Consider the following 23,862-nt stretch of genomic DNA (forward strand, 5'->3'; position numbering starts at 1 on the left):
AGATTCGATCGGACTGGCGCTCCAGCTCGCGACCTTCACTGCTTCTTTGCTACCAAACTTTGGAGCGGGAAACGAGATTCGAACTCGCGACCCTCGCCTTGGCAAGGCGATGCTCTACCACTGAGCTATTCCCGCTCGACTCGATGACGCATTCTACAGATAAGGGCGCCTCTGTCAAACGCTTATCGCCTCCCACCCGCTACATGGAGCGGGACAATTCAGGCCAGGCCGCGCGCAAATATTGTAGCATCGACCACAGCGTCAATACCGCCGCCGTATAGAGTGTGATGATCCCAAGGGTGGCGATCTCGGTACCTGGCGCCCAGCCGAGTAACAGCAGCAGGGCGATCATCTGCAAGGTGGTCTTGACCTTGCCGATCCAGGACACGGCAACGTGGCCACGCTTGCCCATTTCCGCCATCCATTCGCGCAGTGCCGAGATCACGATTTCCCGACCAATGATCACCAGCGCCGGCAGCGTCAACCAGAGCGAATCGAAGCGCTCTATCAAAAGCGCCAGCGCCACCGCCACCATGACCTTGTCGGCCACCGGGTCGAGGAAGGCGCCGAAGGGAGTGCTCTGGTTCCAGCGGCGCGCCAGGTAACCGTCCAGCCAATCCGTGAGCGCAGCGAGGCCGAACAGTAACGCCGTGAGCTTCAGGCTCCAGGCATAGGGGGTATAGAACAGTACCACCAGCAGCGGAATGAACACGATGCGAGCAAGCGTCAGGATGTTGGGTATGTTCATCGAGATAACACGCGTCCAAGCCGATGATTGAAAGCCATCATTCTATGCGTCTTTGCGTTAATCATCCATGCAGCGCCTGATGGATGGAGGTGGCCATGCTAACGCTGATGCCCGGCACCCGGGCCAGTTCTTCTCGACTGGCATGACGCACGCCCTGTAGACCACCGAAGAAGCGTAGCAACTCGCGACGGCGTTTGGGGCCAACGCCCGGGATATCCTGCAGTGTGGAGGTGCGACGCGCCTTGTCTCGGCGTTGCCGATGACCGGTGATGGCGAAGCGATGGGCCTCGTCGCGGATATGTTGTACCAGGTGCAGGGCAGCCGAGCTGCCCTCGAGGCTCAGGCTGTTGTCGACGGTTTCCAGAAACAGCGTCTCTAAGCCGGGTTTGCGGGTCGTGCCCTTGGCAACGCCCACCAGACGAATATGACTGATTTTCAGCTCATCGAAGACCTCTCTTGCCATATTGAGCTGACCCTTGCCGCCATCCACCAGCAGAATATCCGGGCATTTGCCTTCGCCTTGTTGGAGACGCTTGAAACGCCGCGTCAGCGCCTGTCGCATGGCGGCGTAATCATCGCCGGCGGCCACGCCCTCGATATTGAAGCGCCGATAATCGGACTTCACCGGTCCGTCCTGGTCGAAGACCACACAGGAAGCGACCGTGGCTTCGCCGTGGCTGTGACTGATATCGAAACATTCCAGCCGCGCGGGTGTGGTTTCCATGCCCAGTGCATCGCGCAGGGCCTCGAAGCGCTTCGATAATTGAGTACGGTTGGCAAGCTGGGTGGCCAGGGATTGTTCGGCATTGGTGCGCGCCAGCTGTAGCCACTGCGCCCGGTGTCCGCGCACCTGATGCGCGAGACGCACCTGCCTGCCCGCTTGCTCGCTGAAGGCGGCCTGCAGTATTTCGCTATCGGGTAGGGAATGGCTGGTGATGACTTCCTGGGGCAATTCGCGTCGCTGACCGAGATAGAATTGACTGACGAACTCACCCAACAGCTCATTGGCGGGAAGATCGAGGCCGTTATCAGGGTTATGATGACGCGCTCCGAGCATACGCCCTTGTCGTACGGTGAGTACGCTGATACCCAGACCGCCCGGGCGTTCCACCAGGGCGAAGATGTCCGCATCGCCGGAGCCGGTATCCACGATCTGGCGTTCCTGAAGCCGGCGCAACTGCTGCACCTGATCCCTGAGGCGTGCCGCTTCCTCGAAATCCAGGGCGTGACTGGCCTCTTCCATGGCCGCCGTCAACTGCCCGGTTACCTGTTCGCTCTTGCCTTCCAGGCACATCACCGCGTGCTCGAGATCGCGGCGGTAGTCCTGCTCGTCGATGTAGTCCACGCAAGGTGCGCTACAGCGATTGATCTGATACTGCAGACAGGGCCGCGTGCGATGTGCAAAGACCGTGTCCTCGCAATTGCGGATACGAAAGATCTTCTGCATCAGAGCAAGACTTTCACGCACTGCATTTGAACTGGGGTAGGGGCCAAGATAGCGGCCGTCGTTGCGTTTATGACGCACGCGCTTGAACTCGAGCGCCGGATAAGGATGACGGTCGCTGACGAAGACGTAAGGATAGGACTTATCGTCACGCAACAGGATGTTATAGGGTGGCCTCAACTCCTTGATCAGGGTTTGCTCGAGCAGCAGGGCTTCAGTCTCACTGCGGGTGATGGTGACCTGTACATCGCGGATGCGCGCAACCAGCGCTTGAGTCTTGGCGTTCAGGGCGCCACGGAAATAACTTGCCAAGCGCGCCTTGAGACGCTTGGCCTTGCCCACATAAAGGACATTGCCATCACCGTCGAACATCCGGTAGACACCCGGCGATTCGCTGACGGTCTTGAGAAAATGTTTGGCGTCGAAGCTCATGCCACCATCAATGTTGCTGAGTTGATAGCGCCACAATACCAGATCGCCGCCGGTTTATGGGACGTCGGCGTGGCTGATGCTGTTGCTTGCAACCTCAGGGCTCAGCGGTCTTCGCTGAAACCGTCGACGAGTCCGTGACGCAGACCGAGATGGGTGAGTTCAACATCGGTTTGGACACCGAGTTTCTCGAAAATGCGATAGCGGTAGGTATTGACCGTCTTTGGACTCAAGAAAAGCCGGTCCGAAATATCGTTTACCTTGTGACAATTGATGATCATCATGGCGACCTGAAGTTCCCTGCTCGACAATTGATCGAAGGGGTTGTCCTGGGTATCCATCTTGGCCAGCACAAGGCGTTGGGCGATCTCGGGGCTGATGTAGCGTTGCCCAAGCTGAATGGCACGAATCGCACGCACCACCTCGTCCATTTCGGTACCCTTGCTGATAAAGCCATTGGCCCCCGCTTCGAGGAGGCGTTGAGCAAAGGTTTCTTCCAGGTAGGCAGTAAGAATCACCACCTTGATGTCGGACATGCCTCGGGCGATCTTGCGTGTGGCTTCAAGCCCTCCGATGCCGGGCATGCGAATGTCCATCAGCACGATGTCCGGCCGCAGCGTGCGTGCCAGAGTAATGGCTTCTTCACCTGTTGCTGCCTCACCGACTACTTTGATGCCTTCCTCATCGCTAAGCATCCGCGCAATACTGGTACGAACCAGATGATGATCGTCTGCGACTATAACCTTGATCAAGTTCGCTCCTGATGAAAACAATTTCTTCTAGTATCGGCACTGGCTATGAAAGGTTGACGAGTGTAATGCGCGTAAAGCGTTGATTCCATGTCTGATACCAAGACAAAATGCCTTGACGACAGGGTTTCAAGGATATAATATCTGCGCCGTTCTTTGCTCATCTTGACTCACGTCTATTCAAGTCTGAATAGTGTGACGCGATAAATGAGACGAATGTCTGGCGATTATCGTACATCGTCGCCTTATGGGGCCTTAGCTCAGCTGGGAGAGCGCAACACTGGCAGTGTTGAGGTCAGCGGTTCGATCCCGCTAGGCTCCACCAACAAAATTTTCGATTTAGCCGCCCAAGCATTCATGCAGGCGGCTTTTTCATGCCAACGCTTCTATTCAAGCTATTCCATTCAAGCCCTAGCAACACGCATGCTGAAGCCATCCGTCATTTATTCCCGATCCTGGCGCTCGAACAGGATTAGATGATCCGCCTGGATGCGCACGGGAATATGCTCGCCGGCAGCATATTCATGATGACTGTTGAAGGAGGCTTCGACCACCTGCTGGGAAGGCAAGCGCAGGCGATATAGCGAGTTGGCCCCGGTGAAGGTGCGTTGCTCGACTTGGGCCTCGAGTGCACTGTGCGCATCGAGCACGATATCGTCCGGGCGCAGCAGCACATCGACCGGTGCATTCGTCTCGAAAGGGTAGGCGCGGTTGCCCGTGATATCGCCGATTTCGGTACTCACCGTCTCGCGATCTTTCATCACACCCGGCAAGAAGAATCCCTGGCCGATGAAGTTGGCGACAAACCGAGTCGCCGGTTCATGATAAAGGTTGTAGGGGGTATCCCACTGCTGCAGGTAGCCGCCATGCAGCACGCCGACCTGATCCGCAAGCGCGAAGGCTTCCTGTTGATCGTGGGTCACCATGATGGCACTGATGCCCAGTTTCTTGAGGATGCGCCGGACCTCATGGCTGAGCTGGCGCCGCAATTCCACATCCAGATTGGAAAAAGGCTCATCAAGCAATAAAAGGCGCGGTTGGGGTGCCAGGGCTCTGGCCAGAGCCACGCGTTGTTGCTGACCCCCGGAAAGTTCGTGAGGATAGCGTTTGGCGAGATGGGTCAAGCCAACCAGTTCCAGCAGTTCATCGACGCGCTGACGACGCTGGTCGGCAGAGAGCTTGCGTAGTCCAAAGGCCACATTGTCGATGATGGATAGATGCGGGAACAGCGCATAGTCCTGAAACACCATGCCCACCTGACGCTTCTCCGGCGCAATGAGCGTGGTCCGGTCGGAGAGTGTTGTGCCCTCGAGCGCGATGCGTCCTGCTGCCACCGGTTCAAAGCCGGCAATGGCACGCAGTAGCGTGGTCTTGCCGCAGCCCGACGGGCCCAATAAGCAGCACAGATCGCCCCGGTTCAGGGAAAAATTGACGTGGGAGGTCACCACGGTAGACCCGTAGCGGCATTCCAGCTCGTCGACGTGCAGTAACGGTTGACCCATGGCGACTAGTCGATGCGTCCTAGGAGTAGAAATTCCAGCAGTGCCTTTTGCGCGTGCAAGCGGTTGCCTGCCTCTTGCCAGACCACGGCGCGCGGGTCATCCAGCAGAGTAGGGCTGATTTCCTCGCCTCGGTGGGCCGGCAAGCAGTGCAGAAAGAGCACATCGGAAGCTGCCTTGTCGAGCATCGTCTCCGTTACCTGGAAACCCTTGAAGGCGCGCTCGCGATCGCTTTGCTCCTGCTCCTGCCCCATCGAGGCCCAGACATCCGTGGTGACGAGATCCGCGTCTTCCGCTGCCTGTTGAGGATCGCGCAGGATACTCACCCGATCGCCGGCGGCGGCGACAATTGCAGAATCTGGATCGTAGCCCTCCGGACAGCAGATGCGTAACCTGAAGTCGAACTGTCGCGCGGCATTGATCCAGGAGTGGCACATGTTGTTGCCGTCGCCAATCCATACTGCCGTCTTGCCCTGGATCGTGCCACGACATTCGATCCAGGTCATCATGTCCGCCAACAGTTGGCAGGGGTGATAATCGTCGGTCAGCGCATTGATGACCGGTACCGAGCTCGCCGCGGCAAAGGTTTCGACATCCGCATGGGAGAAGGTGCGGATCATCACCGCATCGACCATTTCCGACAGCACTCGCGCCGTATCGCCGATCGGCTCGCCACGACCCAGTTGCGTGTCGCGGGGCGAGAGAAACAGGGCGTGACCACCGAACTGCGCCATGGCGGCCTCGAAGGAGACACGCGTGCGGGTCGATGACTTGGCGAAGATCATTGCCAGGGTGCGATTGGCAAACGGCGTATAGTCAGGCCCTTTCGCCTTGAGGTCGGTCTTGATGCGAATTGCCCGGGCGACCAGGTAGTCGAGTTCTTCCGAAGTGAGATCCAGCAGGGTCAGAAAATGTCGTGTCGCCATGGCAAGCTCCTGTGGCCAGCGGTCGCGAATGGAAAAGACATCCCCAGGCAAAGCGGTAATGGCCACGCTGCCTTGAGCGGATGTTTGATCCTGCGGAAAGCCCTCCATCCTAGCCACAGCCGAGGGGCAGCGCAATGATTGCCAAGATCGATGACGACGGGGCTGTTTTCGAGCGCTTGCACCAGTAGAATAGGCATCACGACATCATTCACCCGTTACGCGGCGTCAGCCAAGCAGCTGATACCCCGTTCAGGAAATTCTCATGAGCACTACTCTCGAGAACATCAAGCAGCAAGTGAGCGAAAATCCGATCCTGATCTACATGAAGGGCACACCTCAATTACCTCAATGCGGCTTTTCCGCACAAACGGTACAGGCCCTGATGGCCTGCGGCGAACGCTTTGCCTTCGTCAACGTGCTGGACAATCCGGATATTCGTGCCGAGCTGCCCAAGTACGCCAACTGGCCGACTTTTCCCCAACTGTGGCTCAATGGCGAGCTGGTCGGCGGCTGCGATATCGTTGTCGAGATGTATCAGAACGGTGAGCTGGAGCCAATGGTCAAGGAGGCCGCGGCCAAGGCCAATACGGAGCAGACCGGAGACGCCTGAGCGTTTTCGATCAGGATACAGGATAAGAGTAGGCAGTCAGTCACTAAGCCTCGGAGTCACGACTCCGAGGCATTGTCGTTGGTAATGGGTGTCGTCAAGCCAGTGCAGAGGCTTTTTCAGGCAACGCTCAACGCTCGTCCATGCCCTGTTCGCGCTGTGTCAGGCTCCAGCCTCCCAGATCCTTGAAACGATTGACGATGGCACAGAACAGCTCAGCGGTACGCTCGGTATCGTAGCGCGCCGAATGCGCTTCGGAATTGTCGAACTCGATCCCCGCGGCGCGACAGGCCCTAGCGAGTACCGTCTGGCCGTACATCAGGCCCGAGAGAGTGGCGGTATCGAAGCTCGAGAAAGGATGAAACGGGTTGCGCTTGATACCGCAGCGGGCGATGGCTGCGTTCAGAAAGCCATGATCGAAGGCTGCATTATGGCCCACCAGAATGGCCCGAGTGCACTTGTTGGACTTGATGGCCTTGCGTACCGGGCGAAAGATCTCGCCGAGCGCTGCGGACTCGGACAGGCTCACTCGTTTGCGCAGCGGGTTGGCAAGATCGATGCCGGTAAAATCGAGCGCCGCCTGGTCGATGTTGGCCCCTTCGAAGGGCTCGACATGAAAAGCGAACGTCGCATCAGGAAGTAGGTTTCCCTGGGCATCCATGGTCAGCGTGACTGCGGCAATCTCAAGAATGGCATCGCCTTCGGCATTGAAACCACCGGTTTCCATATCCATCACCACGGGTAGAAAACTGCGAAAGCGCTGAGCCATCAATGGTTGGCCATTCGCCTCGGTCATGCATTGCTCCCTTGCCGATTCATCCAGAGTGTTTTTCTCATTCTCTAGTATGGAATGAAAAGCCATCGAGAACGACCACAATTTGTATTAGTAAAAACTAACGTTATCTTCCGCTAGGTTTCCGATGATAGCTCGGATACTTGAAGAGGAAGGGGCGCGGGACGTCCGAGGTAGTAACCCTGAACAAAATCCACGGCATAATCGGTCAGCAATTGTAGGCTCTGCTGATCCTCCACGAATTCCGCTACGGACTGTTTGCCCAGTGCATGAATGATGTCGTTCATGGCCTTGACCAGGCTCTGATCGATCAGGTTACCTGCCAGGTGGCGCACGAAATAGCCATCCAGCTTGACGATGTCCACCGGTAGATCCTTGAGATAGGCGAAGGACGACATGCCCGAGCCGAAGTCATCCAGCGCCGTGCGACAACCGATCTCCCGCAATCGTCCAAGAAAGCGCTGGGCGATCGCCATGTCCGTGATCGCGGCGGTTTCGGTGACCTCGAACGTCAATGCCCGGGGGTCGAGACCCGTGGTATTGAGGTGATGCAGGATCAAGTCACAGACCTTGTCTTCGGCAAGTGTCTGTGCCAACAGGTTGATCGAATAGCACAGGTTCGGTTGTGTCCTGCGGGCTTGAACCAAGGAGCCGATAGCATTAATGATCACCCAGCGATCGATCTCCACCGCGAGCCCGAAACGCTCTGCCGCGGGCAAGAAGCCCGATGGCATGATCAGCTTGTCACGCTCGTCGAGCATGCGTACCAGCACTTCGTAACCGTACAACCCACCGCAAGCAGTGGTCATGATCGGCTGATAGGCGAGTACCAGTCGATTCTGTTCCAATGCCTGTTTGATGCGTCGCGACCAACCCATGTCCATCGACAGTGTATCGATACCGTCCTGATCGTCGGCGCTGAATTGATGCACCCGGTTGCGTCCGGCACATTTGGCTTGATGACAGGCGAAATCGGCGCGGGCCAATACCTGTTCGCCGTCGCAGCTCTCGCGATCGATGGCGGCCACCCCGATGGAGCAACCGATATCGATCTGCTTGCCTGCATGACGAAAGACATAATCGGTGAACCGTTGGCGCAAGGCGTCGGCCACCTGTAGCCCCTGATCGATGGGCAGATCGCAAAGCAGGACGGTGAACTCATCGCCTCCGAAGCGGGCGATCAGATCGGTGCTGCGCACCCGTTTGGCCAGCAGGCAGGCGACATCGATCAGCAAGCGATCGCCGGCGGCATGACCGAGGGTATCGTTGACGTATTTGAAGTTGTCCAGGTCGATATACAGCAGACACGCATGGATATCGGCGCGCCGCACACGCTGCACCGCACGTTCCAGTTCCTGCTGGAAGTAGCTGCGATTGTAGAGCCCCGTCAAACCATCCTGTTCGGCCATCTGACGTAGCCGCTCGAGCATGGTCTTGCGCTCGCTGATATTGGACACCAGTCCGGTATAGACGCGCTGGCCTTCGAGCATTACGCTGCTGACCTTGAGCGCCATCGGAAAAGTGGTGCCGTCGCGATGGCAGCCGACGACTTCACCTTCGTGACCGATCAACCGCTGTACCTCGTTACGCAGAAATTGTTCCACATACCCTTCGCGCTGATCGAGACTGTCCGGAGGAACGATGATGTGGCCGATATCCCGATCGATCGCTTCCGGTTCGAGATACCCGAACAAGGACTCGGCGGCCTTGTTGAAGGTTTGGATCGTGCCCTGGTCGTCAAACGTCACGATGCCTTCGGCGGCGTTATCCAGAATGGTTTGCAGGCGTTGCTGAGCCGTCAGGATGCGACTGTTTTCCTGCTCCAGCAGTGTGACGCGTTTGACCTTCTGGATGGTCTTGGCGCTGAGCCGGGTCACGGTGAGCACGAAGCTTCCGCCCCCGGCAAAGATGAGCACCACCACGATCAGCAGTGTCGAGACTTCATGATTGACCAGCAGGAGGGCGAAGCTTGCATAACCGAGTACGAAAAGCCATATCAGCGCTTCGAGGATGCGCCAACTCACTTTGGATTCCGGCAATTCGCGAACGACCTGTCGCGTATAGCTCAGGCCGCCAATCAGTTGGACTGCGCCAATCAGCACCAGACCAATCAGAGCGATAATGGTATTCGACATGATATTTTGCGTGTGCTCTAGCGGTTCATGGCAAGGGCATAACTTCTGTTAACGTTATCGGCAAATGATCACGAGGCTTGAGCTGGCCTGGGGGAAGAAAACTCGTGCCCCTGCAGTCAAAATCGCTGAGTGGCAGTGCTTGGTAACCCCCGAGTTCGGCGCTATGCGGTATTCGATCAGTTCCAACGGCGCTATACTGAGCGGCCATCGAATCCCCAAGAATCAGCGAAGGAGCCTAGAATGTCCGACGTCAAGAAGGTCGTGCTCGCCTATTCCGGCGGCCTGGATACGTCCGTGATCGTCAAGTGGTTGCAGGAGACCTATGACTGCGAAGTGGTGACCTTCACGGCGGACATCGGGCAGGGCGAAGAGGTCGAGCCGGCGCGCGAAAAGGCCAAGGCCCTGGGAGTCAAGGAGATCTACATCGAGGATCTGCGCGAGGAGTTCGTGCGCGATTACGTCTATCCGATGTTCCGTGCCAACACCATCTATGAGGGCGAGTACCTGCTGGGTACCTCCATCGCGCGACCCTTGATCGCCAAGCGCTTGATCGAGATCGCCAACGAGACCGGCGCAGACGCCATCTCCCATGGCGCCACCGGCAAAGGCAACGATCAGGTGCGTTTCGAACTGGGCGCCTATGCACTCAAGCCTGGCGTCAAGGTCATCGCCCCCTGGCGTGAGTGGGACCTGACTTCCCGGGAAAAGCTCATGAACTACTGTGAGCAGCACGATATTCCGGTGGATTTCTCCAAGAGCAAGAAAAAATCACCTTACTCCATGGACGCCAATCTGCTGCACATCTCCTACGAAGGCGGCATCCTCGAGGATCCCTGGGCGGAAGCCGAGGAAGATATGTGGCGCTGGAGCGTTTCGCCGGAGGCGGCACCGGATCAGCCCACCTATATCGACCTGACGTTTGAAAAGGGCGATATCGTCGCCATCGACGGTGAAGCCCTGAAGCCTCATGCAGTACTGGCCAAGCTCAACAAGCTGGGCGGCGACAATGGCATCGGGCGCCTCGATATCGTCGAGAACCGCTACGTGGGCATGAAGTCTCGCGGCTGCTACGAGACGCCGGGGGGCACCATCATGCTGCGCGCCCACCGGGCCATCGAGTCACTGACGCTGGATCGTGAAGCGGCGCATTTGAAAGACGAGCTGATGCCCAGGTACGCCAAGGTCATCTACAACGGTTACTGGTGGAGCCCGGAGCGGCGCATGCTGCAGGCGGCCATCGACGAGACCCAGACCAGCGTCTGCGGCGTGGTGCGCATGAAGCTCTACAAGGGCAATGCCATCGTCGCTGGTCGCAAGTCCGAGCAGTCGCTGTTCGATGAATCCATCGCGACCTTTGAAGACGATGCTGGTGCTTATAATCAGAAGGATGCTGAAGGCTTCATCAAGCTCAACGCACTACGTTTACGAATCGCGGCCGGTAAAGGTCGTAGTGCAAGCTGAAAAAAAGGAGGCAGCATGCTCAAGAAACTGATCGACGGCCTGTTCCGCAGCGGCGATGTCAACGACGAGGAAATGCCGTCGACGGAGCATCGCGGCTATCTGATCACCCCCGATCCCCAGGATGCCGGTGGGCAGTACCGGGTCAGCGGCTGGATTCGCAAGCCGATTGAGCAGGGTGAGACCCTTGAGCATCGCTTCGAGCGTTCGGACATCGTCAGTAGCCGGGAGGCCTGTGTCGAGCTGACAGTGAACAAGGCGAAGCGCTATATCGATGATGTCGGCGACGAGATGTTCAAGCGCTGAGCTTGATCGCGGCACTCTTTTAGAGTGCCGCTTTTATTTGGAGCGCGGCTTTCGTGAAGTCGTTCGAGGACCTGAAGCGGTCAATGTGGCAATTCTCAGGAGGGTCCGATGCGCCTATTACACCGCGCGTCGTCCTGGCGCACGCTATTCGCCACGGACGATATTCCCGATCCGGCGACATTGCCTGAGGTGCTCGCACCATTACGCGATGCCGTACAGCGCTTGGGAACCAACCCATCCCTGGCGGAGGCCAAAGCCTGGCAGCCACTGCTGGTAAATGCCTTGCTGCGTCTGGACTTGCCGGGCTGGCGCATCAGTCAACTGCTCAGCGATCACAACGACTGGCTCTATCGTCGGTCGATTCAACTGGCCCTCGAGGAGATGCGCGGCAAAGGCTGGGGAAAGCCACCGGTCGGTTACTGCATTCTCACGCTGGGATCTGCCGCGCGCCATGAAAGCCTGCTGCGACCGGATCAGGATAACGCCATGATTGTCGCCGACTATCCGGATGCCCGGCACGACGAGATCGATGGCTATTTCCAGTCTCTCGGCGAGCGCTTCACCGAGACCCTGGGCGAGGCCGGCATTCCACTGTGTCAGGGTCATGTAATGGCGCGCTGGCCGATGTGGCGCAAGCGCCTGAGCGAATGGCAGGAACAGCTGCGCATCTGGACTGCCGAGCGCCGAGTCAAGCGTGTCCAGCAAGCCAATATTCTGTTTGACTTCCATCCGGTGCACGGCGATGCCAGTCTCGCTGAAGGCTTACGCGACAGCGTGCTGGCACTGGTGCCTCGGGCCGGCCTGTTTCTCGATGAGATGGCGGCACTGCTCGATGAAACCCCGGTGGCGCTGGATCGTTTCGGTCGGATAGCGGCCAAGAACCACGAGGCGCCCCACGAGCACGCGCTCGATCTCAAGCGTCAGGGTATGTTGCCTTTGCAGAATGCCGTGCGACTGTTGGCGTTGCTCCATGGAGCGCGCAGTGTCGATAGTCGCGGCCGATTGAACGAGTTGGTCGTGCTAGGAAAACTTGATGCTCAAGCGGCTGCGGTATTGATCGCGGCGCTGGGTCGTTTTCAGGGGCTATTACTTGGCGCTCAAATGATGGCGCTGAGCGTCGGGCGTCAGCCGGACAATTGGCTAGACCTACGGCGACTCGATGATGCCGAGCGTCTGCTGCTGCGTCATGATCTGCAGCAGGTGCGCTCACTTGTCAACCAGGCCAAGGCTGCTGCCAGCGCTAGCCACTCGTAGTGTCCGACTCGGGCGCCTGGGGTAATTCCATGATCAAGCAAGCACCCCCAAGGGTGGGGCCATCCTCGACCCACAACCGTCCGCCCAGGTGGGCGATGATGCCTCGACTGATCGGCAGGCCCAGGCCGCTGCCACGAGGCCGCCCGCGCGCCGGCGCATCGCCGCCATCCTGACGTTCCAGTTGATGGAACTTCTCGAAGACGCGCTCGCGCTCGGCTTCGCTGATGCCGGGCCCGTTATCCTCGACGCTCAGACGCCAGTGATGCTTGTGACGAGACAGGGCCAGGCGCACACGCCCATCCTCATCGGCGGCAAACTTGCTGGCATTGTCGAGCAGGTTGATGATCACCTGTTCCAGGCGATCGGGATCGCCGATCACGTCTGCCGGTGATGAAGGGATATCCACCGTCAGCGTCACGCCACGCTCTTCCTGCACGCGCAGCACAGCGTCGGCGCTGCGGCGGGTCAGGTCGGCGAGATCGAGGCGCTGAGGATGCAGTGTCAGACGACCGGATTCCAGCCGGGCCAGATCGAGAATCTCCTCGATCAGCCGCGAGAGTCGCTGGCTCTCGTGCACCACTACATCGAGGAAGTGGCGGCGCTTGTCCTCGGGTAGGCTGTCGCTGTCGCGCAGGATCTCGGCGAAGGCGCGAATCGAGGTCAATGGCGTGCGCAGTTCATGACTGACCATGGCGACGAATTCGTCCTTGAGGCGGTCGAGTTCCCGCAGGCGCTCGTTGGCCGCCCGCAACTCCTCGCTGATCGTCGTCAGCTCCTGGGACTTCTGTTTCAGTCGCCGGTTGTATTCCAACGTCTGTGAGGTGGTATCAAGGATGCTCAACACGGCGTCCAGGTCCAGGGCCTCGCCCCGCACCACCGAATTGATCAGCACCCGCGCCGAAGCGTTGCCCAGGGCGCCGGCCAGTGCCCGTTCGGCTCGGGCGATCAGCGCTGGCGAGGCCGGCTGGGGGGTGCCGACATCCGCCTGGCGCTGCTCCTCGGCGAGAATGCGCAGCGTAGCGGGTGTTCCCAGATAGCGGCTCAACAATTCACGCAACTCCTCGAGGGTGGTCTGGCCCTGCCACAGCGGCGTGCGGTGCATCAGCCCAGGATGCATTGCTTCAGTGAACAGCGCCGCCTGGGTCTGTTCCAGGCGGCTCTGGCGGGTGAACAACGAGACGCCGATAAGCGAGCCGACGTTGACGAGCAGGCTCCAGAACAGCGAGTGGGTGTAGATATCCCAGTCTTCGAGGCCGAACAGGGCGTAGGGGCGGAGCCATTCGACGCCGAAGGGGCCGTCATTGAGCAATGCCATGTCCAACCAGCCGGATTGAGCGAAGCCGGGTAGCAGCAGTGTGTAGGCCCATACAGCGATGCCTGATAACAGCGCACAGGCCGCTCCTGCACGGGTTGCGCCTCGCCAGTACATCCCGATCAGCATGGCCGGGGCGAATTGCGTGGCGGCAGCAAAGGACACCAGGCCGATGGTCACCAGGCTGTAGGCATCGCCGATCAGCGCATGGTAGAGGTAACCCAGCAGCAGGATCAGCACGATCGCCACGCGGCGAATACCGAGTAGCCAGCCGGTGAGTTCGCCCTGCCTGCCAGAGAGACGCGACCCCAGGTGTATCCAGGATGAGCGCAGCAACAGGGGCATCACTAGATGATTGCTGACCATGGTCGAGAGCGCGATGGTTTCGACGATCATCATGCCAGTGGCCGCTGACAAGCCACCGATGAATACCAGCAAAGGCAGGCCGTCGAGCCCCGCCGCCAGCGGCAGGGTCAGCACGAAGCTATCCGGGCTAAAGGCGGCATCGCCGAGCAGCACACCGGCCAGGGCCACGGGGATCACGAACAGGTTGATCACCAGCAAATACAGTGGGAAGAGCCAGCTGGCGCGTCGAATGTGATCCTCGTCGACGTTCTCTACTACCAGTACCTGGAACTGACGCGGCAGGGTCAGGAAGGCCAGGGTTGCCAGTACCAGCATGCCGACCCACCCCAGCGCACCACCGGGAACGCGTTCCAGACTCAGCGCCTGGGTCAGTTCGGGGTGGGCGGCGGCGCGGGCGAACAGATCACCGGGGCCGTTGTAGAGTACGAATACGGTAAATATGCCTACCGCAAGAAAGGCTACCAGCTTGACCAGCGACTCGAAGGCGATGGCCGTCACCATGCCTTCGTGACGTTCACTGGCATCGAGATGACGAGTGCCGAACAGGATGATGAAGACGGCAAGTACCAGCGCCACCCAGAACGACTTGTCGTTCCAGAAGCCCGCATCGGCCAACACATTTGCCGGGGAGGCGGGGTATTGGGTCAGGATCGCGTGACTCAAGGTGATGGCCTTGAGCTGCAGGGCGATATAAGGGGTAATGCCAAGTAACGCGATCATTGCCACCAGCGCGCCCAGCCCATCGCTCTTGCCATAGCGGGCGCTGATGAAATCGGCGATAGAGGTGATGCGTTGTGCCCGGGCGATGCGCACCATCTTACGGATCAGCAATGGGCTGACCAGCATGGCCAGGGTTGGCCCCAGATAGATCAGCAGGAAGCTCGGGCCATACACGGCGGCGCGGCCGACGCTGCCGTAGAAGGTCCAGGCGGTGCAGTAGACGGCGATCGACAGGGCGTAGATCGTCGGCGAGCCGATCAATGATCGCCCTTGTTCGGCGCGGCGATCCGCCCAGGCCGCGATCACGAACAACAGCGCCAGATAGCCGAAGGCCACGACCAGCACGACCGTATCACTTCTCATGCCGCCGTCGCTCCTCCCATGACTCTTCGTATGGCCTTTCGCGTGGTTCTTCGCGTGGCTTTGCGTCAGGACGTTGGAGCAGCCAGGCCGCCATACCGATCACCGCTCCCCAGACCACGAATAGATATAGCGGCAGCCAGGATAGGCCGTTCGCCGCCGGTCGGTTGAAGAGGACGACCAGCGGCGGGCTGAACAGCAATAGCGCCAGTCCGGTCAGGGCCAGCAGGCGTGAGTTTCGCCGGTAATTCATGACGGCACGCCCACCTTGCCCTGCAGTGCCAGTGCCTGGGCCAGAGTGGTGATGCCCTGGGCCTCGAGGCGGGGCAGCAGGGCCAGCCATAGGGCACCCGTTATGCGGGCATCTCCCAAGGCGCTATGCCGAGCACCGGGCGGTACCGCGAGATCGAAACGCTCGGCCAAGCTGTCCAGATCATGGTCCTCGAAACTGGCGTCCAGCGCTCGAGACAGCAGCAGGGTATCCAGCACGGTATTGTTGAAGCGCAGGCCGCTACCCAAAGGATGGATAGCGCGCAGATCGAAGGCGGCATTATGCGCCATCAGCACCGCATCATCGGCATAGTCGTGAAAGCGAGGCAACACTTGACGCAGCGGCGGCGCGCCGACCACGTCTGCATCGGTGAGCCCATGAAAGACCGTACTTTGCGGTGGGATCGAGCGCTGAGGATCGACTAGCTGATCGAAGGTATCATCCGCCAGCAAGCGGCCGTTGACGATGCGACAGGCACCGATGCTGATCACGGTGTCGCCATCGGCCAATTCGAGACCGGTGGTTTCGGTGTCGAATACCACGATGTCCAACTGGCGCAGGGTACGGTTTGCCAGCTCACCATCCGGAGCCGGCAGTTCGGCGATATCGAAGTCGTGAAACTCGGGCCGGGGCGGAGGTGGCGTTGCCGGCGTGCCGACCCGGGCCGCCGCCGGCAGGGGCAGCCGCAGCCGGGCGTGCTGGCCATCGTCGTCGGTCAGGCTCCACAGATCGCTATCATGCTGGCGCAGAATATCGGCGATCCTGGGCGCCATGGGTAATTCGTCTAGTGGCTGCTCGCTCCAGGCATTGAGCCGTTGCTGGCCCAAGGGAATGCCCGGCCAGATAAGATCAAGGTAGACCCGGCGGTTGCCCAGGCAGATTTCGCCCTCGAAATGCCGACAGCCACTCACCTCGGCCAGATGTTCGAGCAAGGTGTGCAGCAGGGGCTGCAAGGCCGGAACATCGGCCTTGAACCAGGCGGGTATGCCGATGGGCGTAAGGCTCAGCTGGCTGGTCTCGAGTCGCATAGCCAGGGCATGCCACAGATCGTTGGACCAGGTCGGGGACAGCCGTTCGCCCTGCACGGTCAAGGAATCCACCAAGCGACCTAGACCCTCGATGGTCGTGCCCAGCGCCTGGCTCTCCTCCTGAATGGCCGTCTCCAGCTTCTGGCGCAGTGTCGGTTCCTGGTAGGCCTGTTCCAGTGCCTCGGCAGCCGTGGTCAGGCTGGCGGCATGACGGCGCAGCGCTGGCAATAGCTCCGCCAACTGGGCGCGTTCGGTCAGTTCCCGGCGCCAACTGGCGGTAGCGTCTTCCAGGGACAGCAGTGTCTCGCCATGTCCTGACATGACTCGACGCAATGAGCCCCGCAGCCAGCGTTCGCCGAAGGGAATCAGCACCTCACGAGGGCTGCCGTCCGCGGGGAGGGTGTTGAGTGTTTCCCATAGGCTGGTCGATGGCAGCAACATGGTCAGGTTACGGCCCAGGCCGAGAGTCGAATGTCCGGCGAAGAGGGTTTCGGCGGCATGGTTGAACAGCAGCAGGCGGCGGTGGCGATCGCACAGCAGCAGCGGCACCTGCAATGACTGCAGCAGGGTTTCCAACTCCTGACGAATGCGCGCGGCGGTGCGCGCGCCCTCGGCATGGGCGGTCTTCAGCGCCTGGCGATCACTGCGCCAGCCATCCCGGAGTCGTTGAAGGTCCTCTCCGAGATTGCTCAGCCAGCCTTCCGGCGGGTAATCGTCCCGGGCACCAGGGTTGGCCACTAGCCGGGTGAGCTGTACACGAAAATGACGCAGCGGGGCGAAGAGGCGGCGCTCCAGCCAGGCACCGATAAGCAGCGTCAGCAGGCCAGGGGCGAGACAGATGAACCACAGCCACACATGAGCGGGGCCGCTCGGACCGAGTTCCGCCTCCAGCCATAATGCCAGGAATGCACCGCCGAACAGGAAGATCCCGTTGGCCAGTAACCACAGGCCGAGTAGACGTTGGCGACCCGGCATGCTCAGCGCCCCTCGTCGAGTAGACCCTTGACCTTGTCGACCAGGGCCTGAGTGGAGAAGGGTTTGGTGATGTAGTCGTCGGCACCCAGGGCGAGGCCTTTCTCGCGCTCAACCTCTCGGCCATGGGCGGTAAGCATGATGATCAGCAGTCGCTTATGGGCAGTGTCGGCGCGCAGGCGTTCGAGCACGTCGAAGCCGCTGATGCCTGGCAGGCTGATGTCCAGCAGTACCAGATCCGGTGCCTGATCGGCGACGAGAGCGAGCGCCTGTTCGCCGTTCTCGGCGGTGATTACCTCGAAGCCGGCGCGCTGCATCAGGAATTCAAGAGACAGCACGATATTGGGTTCGTCGTCGACAACAAGTACCTTAGACATTTGGCAGCCCTCTTTACTTGTAATTTCTCGCAGTTTAGCGGGAGGCGATCGACCCAGAAAGGCGGCTTTGGTCGTCATCAGTGGAAGGCGGTGAAAGGGATGACACTATACCGATAGGGGAGCACAGCATGATCAAGGTTCATCATCTGGAAAATTCTCGTTCCCAGCGTGTGCTGTGGCTGCTCGAGGAGTTAGGAATTGAGTACGAGGTCGTCGAGTACGCTCGTGATCCCGAGACGATGCTAGCGCCACCGGAGCTCAAACAGGTGCATCCCCTGGGCAAATCGCCGGTGATCACTGATGACGAGATCACCGTCGCCGAGTCCGGTGCGATCATCGACTATCTGATCGAGCGCTACGATACTCAGCATCTACTGGTGCCCACGCCTGGCAGTGACGATCATCGCCATTATCGTTTTTGGCTACACTACGCAGAAGGCTCGGCGATGCCGCTACTGGTGATGAAGCTGGTATTCTCGCGCCTGGGAAAACCGCCGGTACCGGCTCTCATGCGTCCCATCGGCAATCTGTTTGCCAGTGGCGTGAAGCGCAAATTCCTCGATCCACAGATTCGTCAACACATGGAATTCTGGGAAGGGGTGCTGGCCAAATCGCGTTGGTTTGCCGGGGAGCAATTCACCGCCGCCGATATTCAAATGAGCTTTCCGTTGTTAGCCTTGGATTCACGCAATGGACTCGAGGGTTCACCCAACCTCAAGGGGTGTCTGACTCGTATGCGTGAGCGCTCTGCCTATCAGCGCGCCACTAAAAAAGGAGGCGAATTCAATCTCTCGGAGTGAATGGCCATGATGTACTGCAAAGTAGGCAGAAGAGGTGTGAAGATGACGAATAGCTATCATGGACGCTTGGCCATGGCATTGTTCGCGCTGATACTGACGTTGCCGGTGTGGGCTCAAACGTCGTCCAGCGAATTGTCAGAACGTATACGTTCGACGCTCAAGCCGGCCACACCGGGCATTTCAAGACCGGATGATGCCTCTAGCAAGCCGCTGAATATCGAGCCGATGGAGCAGAAAGAGCCCTCGACAGCCAGCGATCAGGGCCAGCAGGGCCAGGGCCAGCAGGGCCAGGGCCAGGAGCGCATGGAGGCCGAGGAAATGCCCCAAACCTGCAAGATTCTGCAGGCGGAAATCGACAATAAGATAAAGGCCAACAAGGTGGTCAACTATACGGTCAAGGTATTGCCTACAGCGAAAGCGAAGGAGATCGTTGCCAGGAATCGAGGGGAGCCTGGCAAGGTCGAGATCGTCGGGCACTGCAGCCAAGGTGACTATCGGGTCGTTTACCGCCGTAAATGAAACATCTGCTGATAGGCCAGGCGTCCTAACCACTCGTGCAACGCCTGGGTGCTCTGACGTAGATGGTAGGCGCGAGGAATCCAGGCGATCAGCCCATCCGGTGGCCGACTGGCAAATTCCGTGGGAGCGGGGATTACCTCCAATCCGGCACGTTCAAATTCAGGGACCGCGCGCGGCAAATGCCAGGCCTGGGAAACCAGCAGTATCGTCGCAATGCCTGCTCGGTCGAGGATGGCGGTGCTGAACTCGGCGTTCTCCGCTGTGGTACGGCTGCGGTCCTCGACCCATGACGCCTCGAGACCAAAGGCTTGTTGTAATGCCCGAGCCATCAGCGTGGCTTCGGCGAGGTGTTCTTCGTGACCCAATCCACCGCTGACCAGGATTGGTAGCCTCGTCTCACGAGCGAGCCAGGCACCATAGCCCAGACGCCGCCAGGTGGCGTTGTCGGGCGCATCGCCCCAACCGAACTCTGGCGTTCCATAATCTCGTCCGCCCCCGAGTATCACGATCGCCTCGGCCTTTTCCTGCATGATGGAAGAAGGTGGCGCGTAAGGTTCCAGGCCTTTGCGCAGCCAATAACTGACCCAAGGCAGCGATAAGGTCAGCAACGACACCAGGCCAAGGATGACAAGGCAAGTCCCGAGTACACGATGGCTTTTCCATAGCAATAGACCGGCCAACATCAGCAACGCATTGATCAGGGGCGGCAAGAGCAAATACTTGAGTGCATGAAACAGCATGAGGCTGGTATCCATCTTTGAGGGCCCATCACCAAAGGATGCTGTCGTGAAAGGGGTTCTTTGTCTACGCTAAGTCTATTAGAATCAAAACAAATATGAGAATAACAACATACACAAGGAGTTTGAGGCATGAGTGCTATCGTTGTTCTATTCATTGGCTTGGGCGCAATGGCTTTGGCCTATTTCGTCTATTCGAAATTCATTGCTGAAAAGATTTATCAACTGGACCCGGAGTTCAAGACGCCGGCCCATGAGTTCGAAGATGGCATCGATTTCGTACCCACCAATCGCTATGTGCTATGGGGTCACCACTTTACCTCCGTGGCAGGAGCGGCGCCCATCGTCGGTCCCGCCATCGCGGTGATCTGGGGGTGGCTGCCGGCCTTTCTATGGGTGGTGCTCGGCACCATCTTCTTCGCCGGGGTTCACGACAGCGGGGCGATATGGGCCAGCGTGCGCAATCGCGCCAAATCCGTGGGGGCCTTGACCGGTGATGTGGTCGGCAAGCGCGCCCGCAGCCTGTTCATGATCGTCATCTTTTTAGTGCTACTAATGGTCAACGCCGTTTTCGGCGTGGTCATCGCCGGACTGCTGATGAAATTTCCCAGTGCCGTGGTACCGGTCTGGGGCGCTATCGCAGTGGCATTGGTCATCGGTCAGCTCATCTATCGTCGCATCATCGGCCTGGCGATGGTCTCGTTTATCGGCGTCGTGGCGCTATATGGCCTGATCATCATCGGGCCATCGGTGCCTCTCCAGATGCCCGATCAGGTCGGAGGGCTCTCCGGTAATGCCGTATGGATTCTGTTGTTGTTCGCCTATGCGGCCGTGGCCTCTCTATTGCCGGTCTGGATGCTGCTTCAGCCTCGGGATTACATCAACGGCCTGCAACTCTTCGTCGGTCTGATCATCCTTTATGGCGCTCTAGTGCTGCTCAATCCCACGCTGGTGGCGCCCATGTACAACAGCAATGTGCCCGAAGGAACGCCGTCGATCATCCCCTTGCTCTTCGTGACCATCGCCTGCGGGGCCATTTCGGGGTTTCATGGTCTGGTCTCTTCCGGCACCACCTCGAAGCAGCTCAACAAGGAGACCGACGCGCGCTTCGTCGGCTACTTCGGCTCTGTAGGTGAGGGCATGCTGGCCTTGGGCGCCATACTGGCCGCCACCGCCGGGTTTGCCAGTCTGGCGGACTGGAACGCCATGTACGATGCCTTCGGCAAGGGCGGCGTGAATGCCTTCGTTGAAGGCGGCGCCTATATCATCAGCAACGGCCTGGGGCTGCCCGAGGCCACGGCGGCAACCCTGCTCACGGTGATGGCGGCGCTGTTTGCCGGCACCACCATGGACACAGGCCTGCGCTTGCAGCGCTACATCTTCCAGGAGTGGGGCGAGATCTATAACCAGCAGTGGATGAAGAAGCCCGCGGTGGCGACGCTCCTGGCGGTAGGATCCTGTCTGATTCTGGCCTTCGGGGCAGGTGCCGATGGTTCCGGTGGTTTGATCATCTGGCCGCTGTTTGGCACCACCAATCAGTTGCTGGCGGGTCTGACCCTCTTGGTCATTACCGTGATGCTGGTGCGCCTGAGGCGCCCCATGTGGTTTACCCTGGCTCCGCTGCTCTTCCTGCTGGTCATGACGGTGCTGGCCTTGCTGCTACAACTGCGCAGCTTTTACGAGGCAGGCAACTACTTCCTGCTGGTACTGGATATCATCGTGCTGATCGCTTCGATCCTGGTGGCCATGGAATGCGCCGCATCACTCAAGCGAGTGCGCCGTGAGCTGGCGACCAAGACAGAGGGCTGATACGGAGTTGTGCCATGCGCAAGGGTTCCGACACAGACCATTCCGCTCAACGAAGCGACAAGATCAAGGCCTGGCTCAGCCAGGCCCGCTTCTACGCCGAGGAGTTCTACTCGGCACGCTATCGCGGCGCTATCGCGAGGGCTCAGCGGGACGAGGACGACTTGTTCATGCTGATGGTGTTTTCCGAACTGATGGGGGTGCCCAATCCGGTGTCCTATTACACCCTGGAGTTGCAGCCGCTGATGCTGGAACGGTTTCATGATTGGCATAAACGCATGGGGATGGAGCATTCGCCCCTCGACGATTTCCGTTGCTGTTAAAAACTTGACCTGCCGCGATAAGAGGCCCGCGACAGGTCTCCGTGAAGGCGCTGTAAACCCTTCCTTGGGCGCTACTTTTGCCATCCATGGCAAAAGACCTTCACTACGACCTGACCCCGGGCCTCTTTGCTAGGAAAATGGGCCCCAAACAGAGTTCACGGCGTTAATAGGCCGATCCATGAAAGAACTTCTTGAAAAACGTCTGCTCTGGGTGGGCGGCAAGGGTGGAGTCGGCAAGACCACCGTGGCGGCGTCACTGGCGGTGCTGGCGGCGCGACGTGGGCGCAAGACGCTTGTGGTGTCCACAGACCCTGCCCATAGCCTGGGGGATGCCTTCGACCGCAAGCTGGACGATGCCCCGCGCCGTTTGCTGCCCAACCTGGATGCCCTGGAGATCGATCCGGACGTCGAGGTCGAGGCTCATCTACGCAACGTCATCAGCCAGCTGCGACGCTTCACAGTGCCCCGCATGATGGATGAGATGGAGCGTCAGATGCGGCTTTCGCGTCAGTCGCCGGGCACCCAGGAAGCGGCGCTGCTCGAACGCCTGTCGCGCTTGATGCTGGATGATGAGTCCTACGATCTGATCGTCTTCGATACCGCGCCCACCGGCCATACGCTGCGCCTGCTCAGTCTGCCCGAGGCGATGGCGGCCTGGACCGATGGCCTCTTGGCCCACAGCCGTAAGTCCGAGGAACTGGGCAAAGTACTCCAACACCTCACTCCCAAGAGCGGCCAGGACATCAGTTCGCCGTTTGCCGAACCGGAAGAAGAAGGGATGAACGACCTGGATGATCGGGCCCGTTCCATTGCCGAAACCCTCAAGCAGCGACGCCGGCTGTTTCATCAGGCACGGCGACGCATCAAGAACCCCGAGGAAAGCCAGTTTCTGTTCGTGATGACCCCGGAGCGCTTACCGATTCTCGAAACCGTGCGTTCCGTGGCCTCACTCAAAGAGGCAGGTGTGCCAGTGGCCGGCGCCCTGGTCAATCGGGTCATCCCGGAAGACGCGGACGGTGAATTCCTGCGCAAGCGTCGCGAACAGGAAAGCCTCTACCTTGCCCGCATCGATGAGGAACTTGCCGCGCTGCCGCGGCCACGGTTGCCACTTCTGGCTTCCGATGTGCAAGGCTTCGAAGCGTTGGAAGAGATGGCGAGTCGCCTGGAAACAGCAGGCTTTTAAGTAACCTCCGTTTTATCCGGAAACTCACATAGATCCTCGATCACGCAACTACCGCAACGCGGCTTGCGCGCCACGCAGGTGTAGCGACCGTGCAGGATCAGCCAGTGGTGCGCATCCTGACGAAATTCCCTGGGCACATGGCGCATTAATTTCTGTTCCACCTCGACCACGTTTTTTCCCGGGGCGATGCGAGTACGGTTGCTGACCCGAAAGATGTGGGTATCCACGGCGATGGTAGGCTGGCCGAAGGCGGTGTTGAGAATCACGTTGGCGGTCTTGCGACCCACGCCGGGTAGCGCTTCAAGTTCGGCGCGCGTCTGGGGCACTTCGCCGCCGTGACGCTCCACCAGCAGGCGGCAGGTCTTCATCAGGTTCTCGGCCTTGGTGTTGTAGAGGCCAATCGTCTTGATGTATTCCTTCAGCCGCTCAAGGCCGAGTTCGAGGACCGCCTCAGGGGTATTGGCCACCGGGAATAGCCGGGCGCAGGCCTTGTTGACTCCCACATCTGTTGCCTGGGCCGAGAGCAATACCGCAGTCAGCAGCTCGAAGGGGCTGGTCCACTTAAGCTCGGTCGTCGGTTCCGGCATGTGTTCGCGCAGGCGGGCGAAAATGGCTTGGCGTTTGTGTGCGTTCATTGGTGTTCTTGAGCCTTAGGAATTGCTGAATAAATTGCCGAGCGAAATGAAGAGCAAGGCGCAAGGAGCACAGAAGACGAGACATAACGTGGGGTTAGGCGAGTC

General features: G+C 59.3%; 22 protein-coding genes and 2 tRNA genes. 10 read left to right on the plus strand and 14 right to left on the minus strand.

Annotation, left to right across the window (positions count from 1 at the left end; genetic code table 11):
* Positions 1–60: 60 nt before the first annotated feature.
* The 4 genes from ACPF7Z_RS06190 to uvrY form a co-directional block, all read right to left on the minus strand.
* Positions 61–135, minus strand: a tRNA-Gly gene (locus ACPF7Z_RS06190).
* A 64-nt stretch (positions 136–199) separates the two neighbouring features.
* Positions 200–748 carry a CDP-diacylglycerol--glycerol-3-phosphate 3-phosphatidyltransferase gene (gene pgsA, locus ACPF7Z_RS06195; RefSeq protein ID WP_425192324.1) on the minus strand — a complete coding sequence of 183 codons (549 nt, stop codon included), beginning with the start codon at positions 746–748 and terminating at the stop codon, positions 200–202.
* A gap of 61 nt (positions 749–809) precedes the next feature.
* Positions 810–2,624 carry an excinuclease ABC subunit UvrC gene (gene uvrC, locus ACPF7Z_RS06200; protein WP_425192325.1) on the minus strand — a complete coding sequence of 605 codons (1,815 nt, stop codon included), beginning with the start codon at positions 2,622–2,624 and terminating at the stop codon, positions 810–812.
* A gap of 101 nt (positions 2,625–2,725) precedes the next feature.
* Positions 2,726–3,373: a UvrY/SirA/GacA family response regulator transcription factor gene (gene uvrY, locus ACPF7Z_RS06205; protein ID WP_425192327.1), complete on the minus strand. Its 648-nt coding sequence runs from the start codon at positions 3,371–3,373 to the stop codon at positions 2,726–2,728.
* 246 nt (positions 3,374–3,619) lie between these two features.
* Here uvrY and ACPF7Z_RS06210 point away from each other — a divergent pair.
* Positions 3,620–3,695 (plus strand) — tRNA-Ala (locus ACPF7Z_RS06210).
* A gap of 118 nt (positions 3,696–3,813) precedes the next feature.
* Here the strand turns inward: ACPF7Z_RS06210 and ACPF7Z_RS06215 are convergent.
* The gene (locus ACPF7Z_RS06215; protein WP_425192329.1) at positions 3,814–4,872 is read right to left on the minus strand and encodes an ABC transporter ATP-binding protein; all 1,059 of its coding nucleotides are present in this window, start codon (positions 4,870–4,872) and stop codon (positions 3,814–3,816) included.
* Between the two features lie 5 nt (positions 4,873–4,877).
* Positions 4,878–5,795 (minus strand): ornithine carbamoyltransferase, encoded by a 918-nt coding sequence (gene argF / locus ACPF7Z_RS06220; protein ID WP_425192331.1) that lies wholly within the window; start codon positions 5,793–5,795, stop codon positions 4,878–4,880.
* Positions 5,796–6,057: 262 nt separating this feature from the next.
* Between argF and ACPF7Z_RS06225 the strand changes: the two genes are divergently transcribed.
* Entirely contained in the window at positions 6,058–6,405 is a 348-nt protein-coding gene (locus tag ACPF7Z_RS06225; protein WP_425192333.1) for a Grx4 family monothiol glutaredoxin, read from the plus strand.
* A 127-nt stretch (positions 6,406–6,532) separates the two neighbouring features.
* Here ACPF7Z_RS06225 and rnt read toward each other — a convergent pair whose 3' ends face one another.
* On the minus strand, positions 6,533–7,198 hold the full coding sequence (rnt, locus tag ACPF7Z_RS06230; protein ID WP_425192335.1) for a ribonuclease T: 666 nt from the start codon (positions 7,196–7,198) through the stop codon (positions 6,533–6,535).
* 113 nt (positions 7,199–7,311) lie between these two features.
* Positions 7,312–9,330, minus strand: a complete 2,019-nt coding sequence (locus ACPF7Z_RS06235) for a putative bifunctional diguanylate cyclase/phosphodiesterase (protein ID WP_425192337.1) — start codon at positions 9,328–9,330, stop codon at positions 7,312–7,314.
* A gap of 240 nt (positions 9,331–9,570) precedes the next feature.
* Between ACPF7Z_RS06235 and ACPF7Z_RS06240 the strand changes: the two genes are divergently transcribed.
* The 3 genes from ACPF7Z_RS06240 to ACPF7Z_RS06250 all read left to right on the plus strand — a co-directional run bounded on the left by ACPF7Z_RS06240 (position 9,571) and on the right by ACPF7Z_RS06250 (position 12,348).
* Positions 9,571–10,791 (plus strand): argininosuccinate synthase, encoded by a 1,221-nt coding sequence (locus ACPF7Z_RS06240; RefSeq protein ID WP_425192339.1) that lies wholly within the window; start codon positions 9,571–9,573, stop codon positions 10,789–10,791.
* 15 nt (positions 10,792–10,806) lie between these two features.
* Positions 10,807–11,094: an HlyU family transcriptional regulator gene (locus tag ACPF7Z_RS06245; protein WP_425192341.1), complete on the plus strand. Its 288-nt coding sequence runs from the start codon at positions 10,807–10,809 to the stop codon at positions 11,092–11,094.
* Between the two features lie 108 nt (positions 11,095–11,202).
* Positions 11,203–12,348, plus strand: coding sequence for a DUF294 nucleotidyltransferase-like domain-containing protein (locus tag ACPF7Z_RS06250; protein ID WP_425192343.1), 1,146 nt, complete (start codon positions 11,203–11,205; stop codon positions 12,346–12,348).
* Here ACPF7Z_RS06250 and ACPF7Z_RS06255 read toward each other — a convergent pair.
* Genes ACPF7Z_RS06255 through ACPF7Z_RS06270 form a run of 4 tightly spaced genes read right to left on the minus strand, consistent with a single transcriptional unit; the run spans position 12,335 to position 17,754 of the window.
* Positions 12,335–15,109 (minus strand): ATP-binding protein, encoded by a 2,775-nt coding sequence (locus ACPF7Z_RS06255; protein ID WP_425192345.1) that lies wholly within the window; start codon positions 15,107–15,109, stop codon positions 12,335–12,337. The two genes, ACPF7Z_RS06250 and ACPF7Z_RS06255, sit on opposite strands and share 14 nt — an antisense overlap.
* Complete coding sequence (locus ACPF7Z_RS06260; RefSeq protein ID WP_425192347.1) at positions 15,099–15,359, minus strand: hypothetical protein; 261 nt, start codon at positions 15,357–15,359, stop codon at positions 15,099–15,101. The genes ACPF7Z_RS06255 and ACPF7Z_RS06260 overlap by 11 nt, the downstream gene beginning before the upstream one ends.
* Positions 15,356–17,380: an exonuclease domain-containing protein gene (locus ACPF7Z_RS06265; protein ID WP_425192349.1), complete on the minus strand. Its 2,025-nt coding sequence runs from the start codon at positions 17,378–17,380 to the stop codon at positions 15,356–15,358. Before ACPF7Z_RS06265 ends, ACPF7Z_RS06260 begins: the two co-directional genes overlap by 4 nt.
* Positions 17,381–17,382: 2 nt before the next feature.
* Positions 17,383–17,754 carry a response regulator transcription factor gene (locus ACPF7Z_RS06270; protein WP_425192351.1) on the minus strand — a complete coding sequence of 124 codons (372 nt, stop codon included), beginning with the start codon at positions 17,752–17,754 and terminating at the stop codon, positions 17,383–17,385.
* Between the two features lie 128 nt (positions 17,755–17,882).
* On the opposite strand from ACPF7Z_RS06270, the gene ACPF7Z_RS06275 reads away from it, so the two are divergent.
* A complete protein-coding gene (locus ACPF7Z_RS06275) occupies positions 17,883–18,554 on the plus strand; it encodes a glutathione S-transferase family protein (protein WP_425192353.1) in 672 nt (223 codons plus the stop codon).
* Positions 18,555–18,596: 42 nt separating this feature from the next.
* Complete coding sequence (locus ACPF7Z_RS06280) at positions 18,597–19,073, plus strand: DUF1161 domain-containing protein (protein WP_425192355.1); 477 nt, start codon at positions 18,597–18,599, stop codon at positions 19,071–19,073.
* Here the strand turns inward: ACPF7Z_RS06280 and ACPF7Z_RS06285 are convergent.
* On the minus strand, positions 19,058–19,813 hold the full coding sequence (locus tag ACPF7Z_RS06285; protein WP_425192357.1) for a YdcF family protein: 756 nt from the start codon (positions 19,811–19,813) through the stop codon (positions 19,058–19,060). The genes ACPF7Z_RS06280 and ACPF7Z_RS06285 overlap by 16 nt on opposite strands.
* A 129-nt stretch (positions 19,814–19,942) precedes the next feature.
* Here ACPF7Z_RS06285 and ACPF7Z_RS06290 point away from each other — a divergent pair, with 129 nt between their 5' ends.
* The 3 genes from ACPF7Z_RS06290 to ACPF7Z_RS06300 all read left to right on the plus strand — a co-directional run bounded on the left by ACPF7Z_RS06290 (position 19,943) and on the right by ACPF7Z_RS06300 (position 23,122).
* A complete protein-coding gene (locus ACPF7Z_RS06290; RefSeq protein ID WP_425192359.1) occupies positions 19,943–21,619 on the plus strand; it encodes a carbon starvation CstA family protein in 1,677 nt (558 codons plus the stop codon).
* Between the two features lie 14 nt (positions 21,620–21,633).
* A complete protein-coding gene (locus ACPF7Z_RS06295; protein ID WP_425192361.1) occupies positions 21,634–21,939 on the plus strand; it encodes a cory-CC-star protein in 306 nt (101 codons plus the stop codon).
* 178 nt (positions 21,940–22,117) lie between these two features.
* The gene (locus tag ACPF7Z_RS06300) at positions 22,118–23,122 is read left to right on the plus strand and encodes an ArsA family ATPase (protein WP_425192363.1); all 1,005 of its coding nucleotides are present in this window, start codon (positions 22,118–22,120) and stop codon (positions 23,120–23,122) included.
* Here ACPF7Z_RS06300 and nth read toward each other — a convergent pair.
* Positions 23,119–23,757 carry an endonuclease III gene (gene nth, locus ACPF7Z_RS06305; protein WP_425192365.1) on the minus strand — a complete coding sequence of 213 codons (639 nt, stop codon included), beginning with the start codon at positions 23,755–23,757 and terminating at the stop codon, positions 23,119–23,121. The two genes, ACPF7Z_RS06300 and nth, sit on opposite strands and share 4 nt — an antisense overlap.
* Positions 23,758–23,862 lie beyond the last annotated feature (105 nt).

It is taken from the genome of Halomonas sp. GXIMD04776 (genome assembly GCF_049808615.1).
GTDB lineage: Bacteria > Pseudomonadota > Gammaproteobacteria > Pseudomonadales > Halomonadaceae > Modicisalibacter.

Bases quoted from the DNA above. Each gene is read 5' to 3' on its own strand.
- ACPF7Z_RS06225 (WP_425192333.1), top strand. From the start codon at position 6,058: ATGAGCACTACTCTCGAGAACATCAAGCAGCAAGTGAGCGAAAATCCG.
- ACPF7Z_RS06270 (WP_425192351.1), bottom strand. From the start codon at position 17,754: ATGTCTAAGGTACTTGTTGTCGACGACGAACCCAATATCGTGCTGTCT.
- ACPF7Z_RS06240 (WP_425192339.1), top strand. From the start codon at position 9,571: ATGTCCGACGTCAAGAAGGTCGTGCTCGCCTATTCCGGCGGCCTGGAT.
- rnt (WP_425192335.1), bottom strand. From the start codon at position 7,198: ATGACCGAGGCGAATGGCCAACCATTGATGGCTCAGCGCTTTCGCAGT.
- ACPF7Z_RS06290 (WP_425192359.1), top strand. From the start codon at position 19,943: ATGAGTGCTATCGTTGTTCTATTCATTGGCTTGGGCGCAATGGCTTTG.
- ACPF7Z_RS06250 (WP_425192343.1), top strand. From the start codon at position 11,203: ATGCGCCTATTACACCGCGCGTCGTCCTGGCGCACGCTATTCGCCACG.
- argF (WP_425192331.1), bottom strand. From the start codon at position 5,795: ATGGCGACACGACATTTTCTGACCCTGCTGGATCTCACTTCGGAAGAA.
- pgsA (WP_425192324.1), bottom strand. From the start codon at position 748: ATGAACATACCCAACATCCTGACGCTTGCTCGCATCGTGTTCATTCCG.
- ACPF7Z_RS06260 (WP_425192347.1), bottom strand. From the start codon at position 15,359: ATGAATTACCGGCGAAACTCACGCCTGCTGGCCCTGACCGGACTGGCG.
- nth (WP_425192365.1), bottom strand. From the start codon at position 23,757: ATGAACGCACACAAACGCCAAGCCATTTTCGCCCGCCTGCGCGAACAC.
- ACPF7Z_RS06295 (WP_425192361.1), top strand. From the start codon at position 21,634: ATGCGCAAGGGTTCCGACACAGACCATTCCGCTCAACGAAGCGACAAG.
- ACPF7Z_RS06265 (WP_425192349.1), bottom strand. From the start codon at position 17,380: ATGCCGGGTCGCCAACGTCTACTCGGCCTGTGGTTACTGGCCAACGGG.
- ACPF7Z_RS06215 (WP_425192329.1), bottom strand. From the start codon at position 4,872: ATGGGTCAACCGTTACTGCACGTCGACGAGCTGGAATGCCGCTACGGG.
- ACPF7Z_RS06280 (WP_425192355.1), top strand. From the start codon at position 18,597: ATGACGAATAGCTATCATGGACGCTTGGCCATGGCATTGTTCGCGCTG.
- uvrC (WP_425192325.1), bottom strand. From the start codon at position 2,624: ATGAGCTTCGACGCCAAACATTTTCTCAAGACCGTCAGCGAATCGCCG.
- ACPF7Z_RS06255 (WP_425192345.1), bottom strand. From the start codon at position 15,109: ATGAGAAGTGATACGGTCGTGCTGGTCGTGGCCTTCGGCTATCTGGCG.
- ACPF7Z_RS06285 (WP_425192357.1), bottom strand. From the start codon at position 19,813: ATGCTGTTTCATGCACTCAAGTATTTGCTCTTGCCGCCCCTGATCAAT.
- ACPF7Z_RS06300 (WP_425192363.1), top strand. From the start codon at position 22,118: ATGAAAGAACTTCTTGAAAAACGTCTGCTCTGGGTGGGCGGCAAGGGT.
- ACPF7Z_RS06245 (WP_425192341.1), top strand. From the start codon at position 10,807: ATGCTCAAGAAACTGATCGACGGCCTGTTCCGCAGCGGCGATGTCAAC.
- ACPF7Z_RS06235 (WP_425192337.1), bottom strand. From the start codon at position 9,330: ATGTCGAATACCATTATCGCTCTGATTGGTCTGGTGCTGATTGGCGCA.
- ACPF7Z_RS06275 (WP_425192353.1), top strand. From the start codon at position 17,883: ATGATCAAGGTTCATCATCTGGAAAATTCTCGTTCCCAGCGTGTGCTG.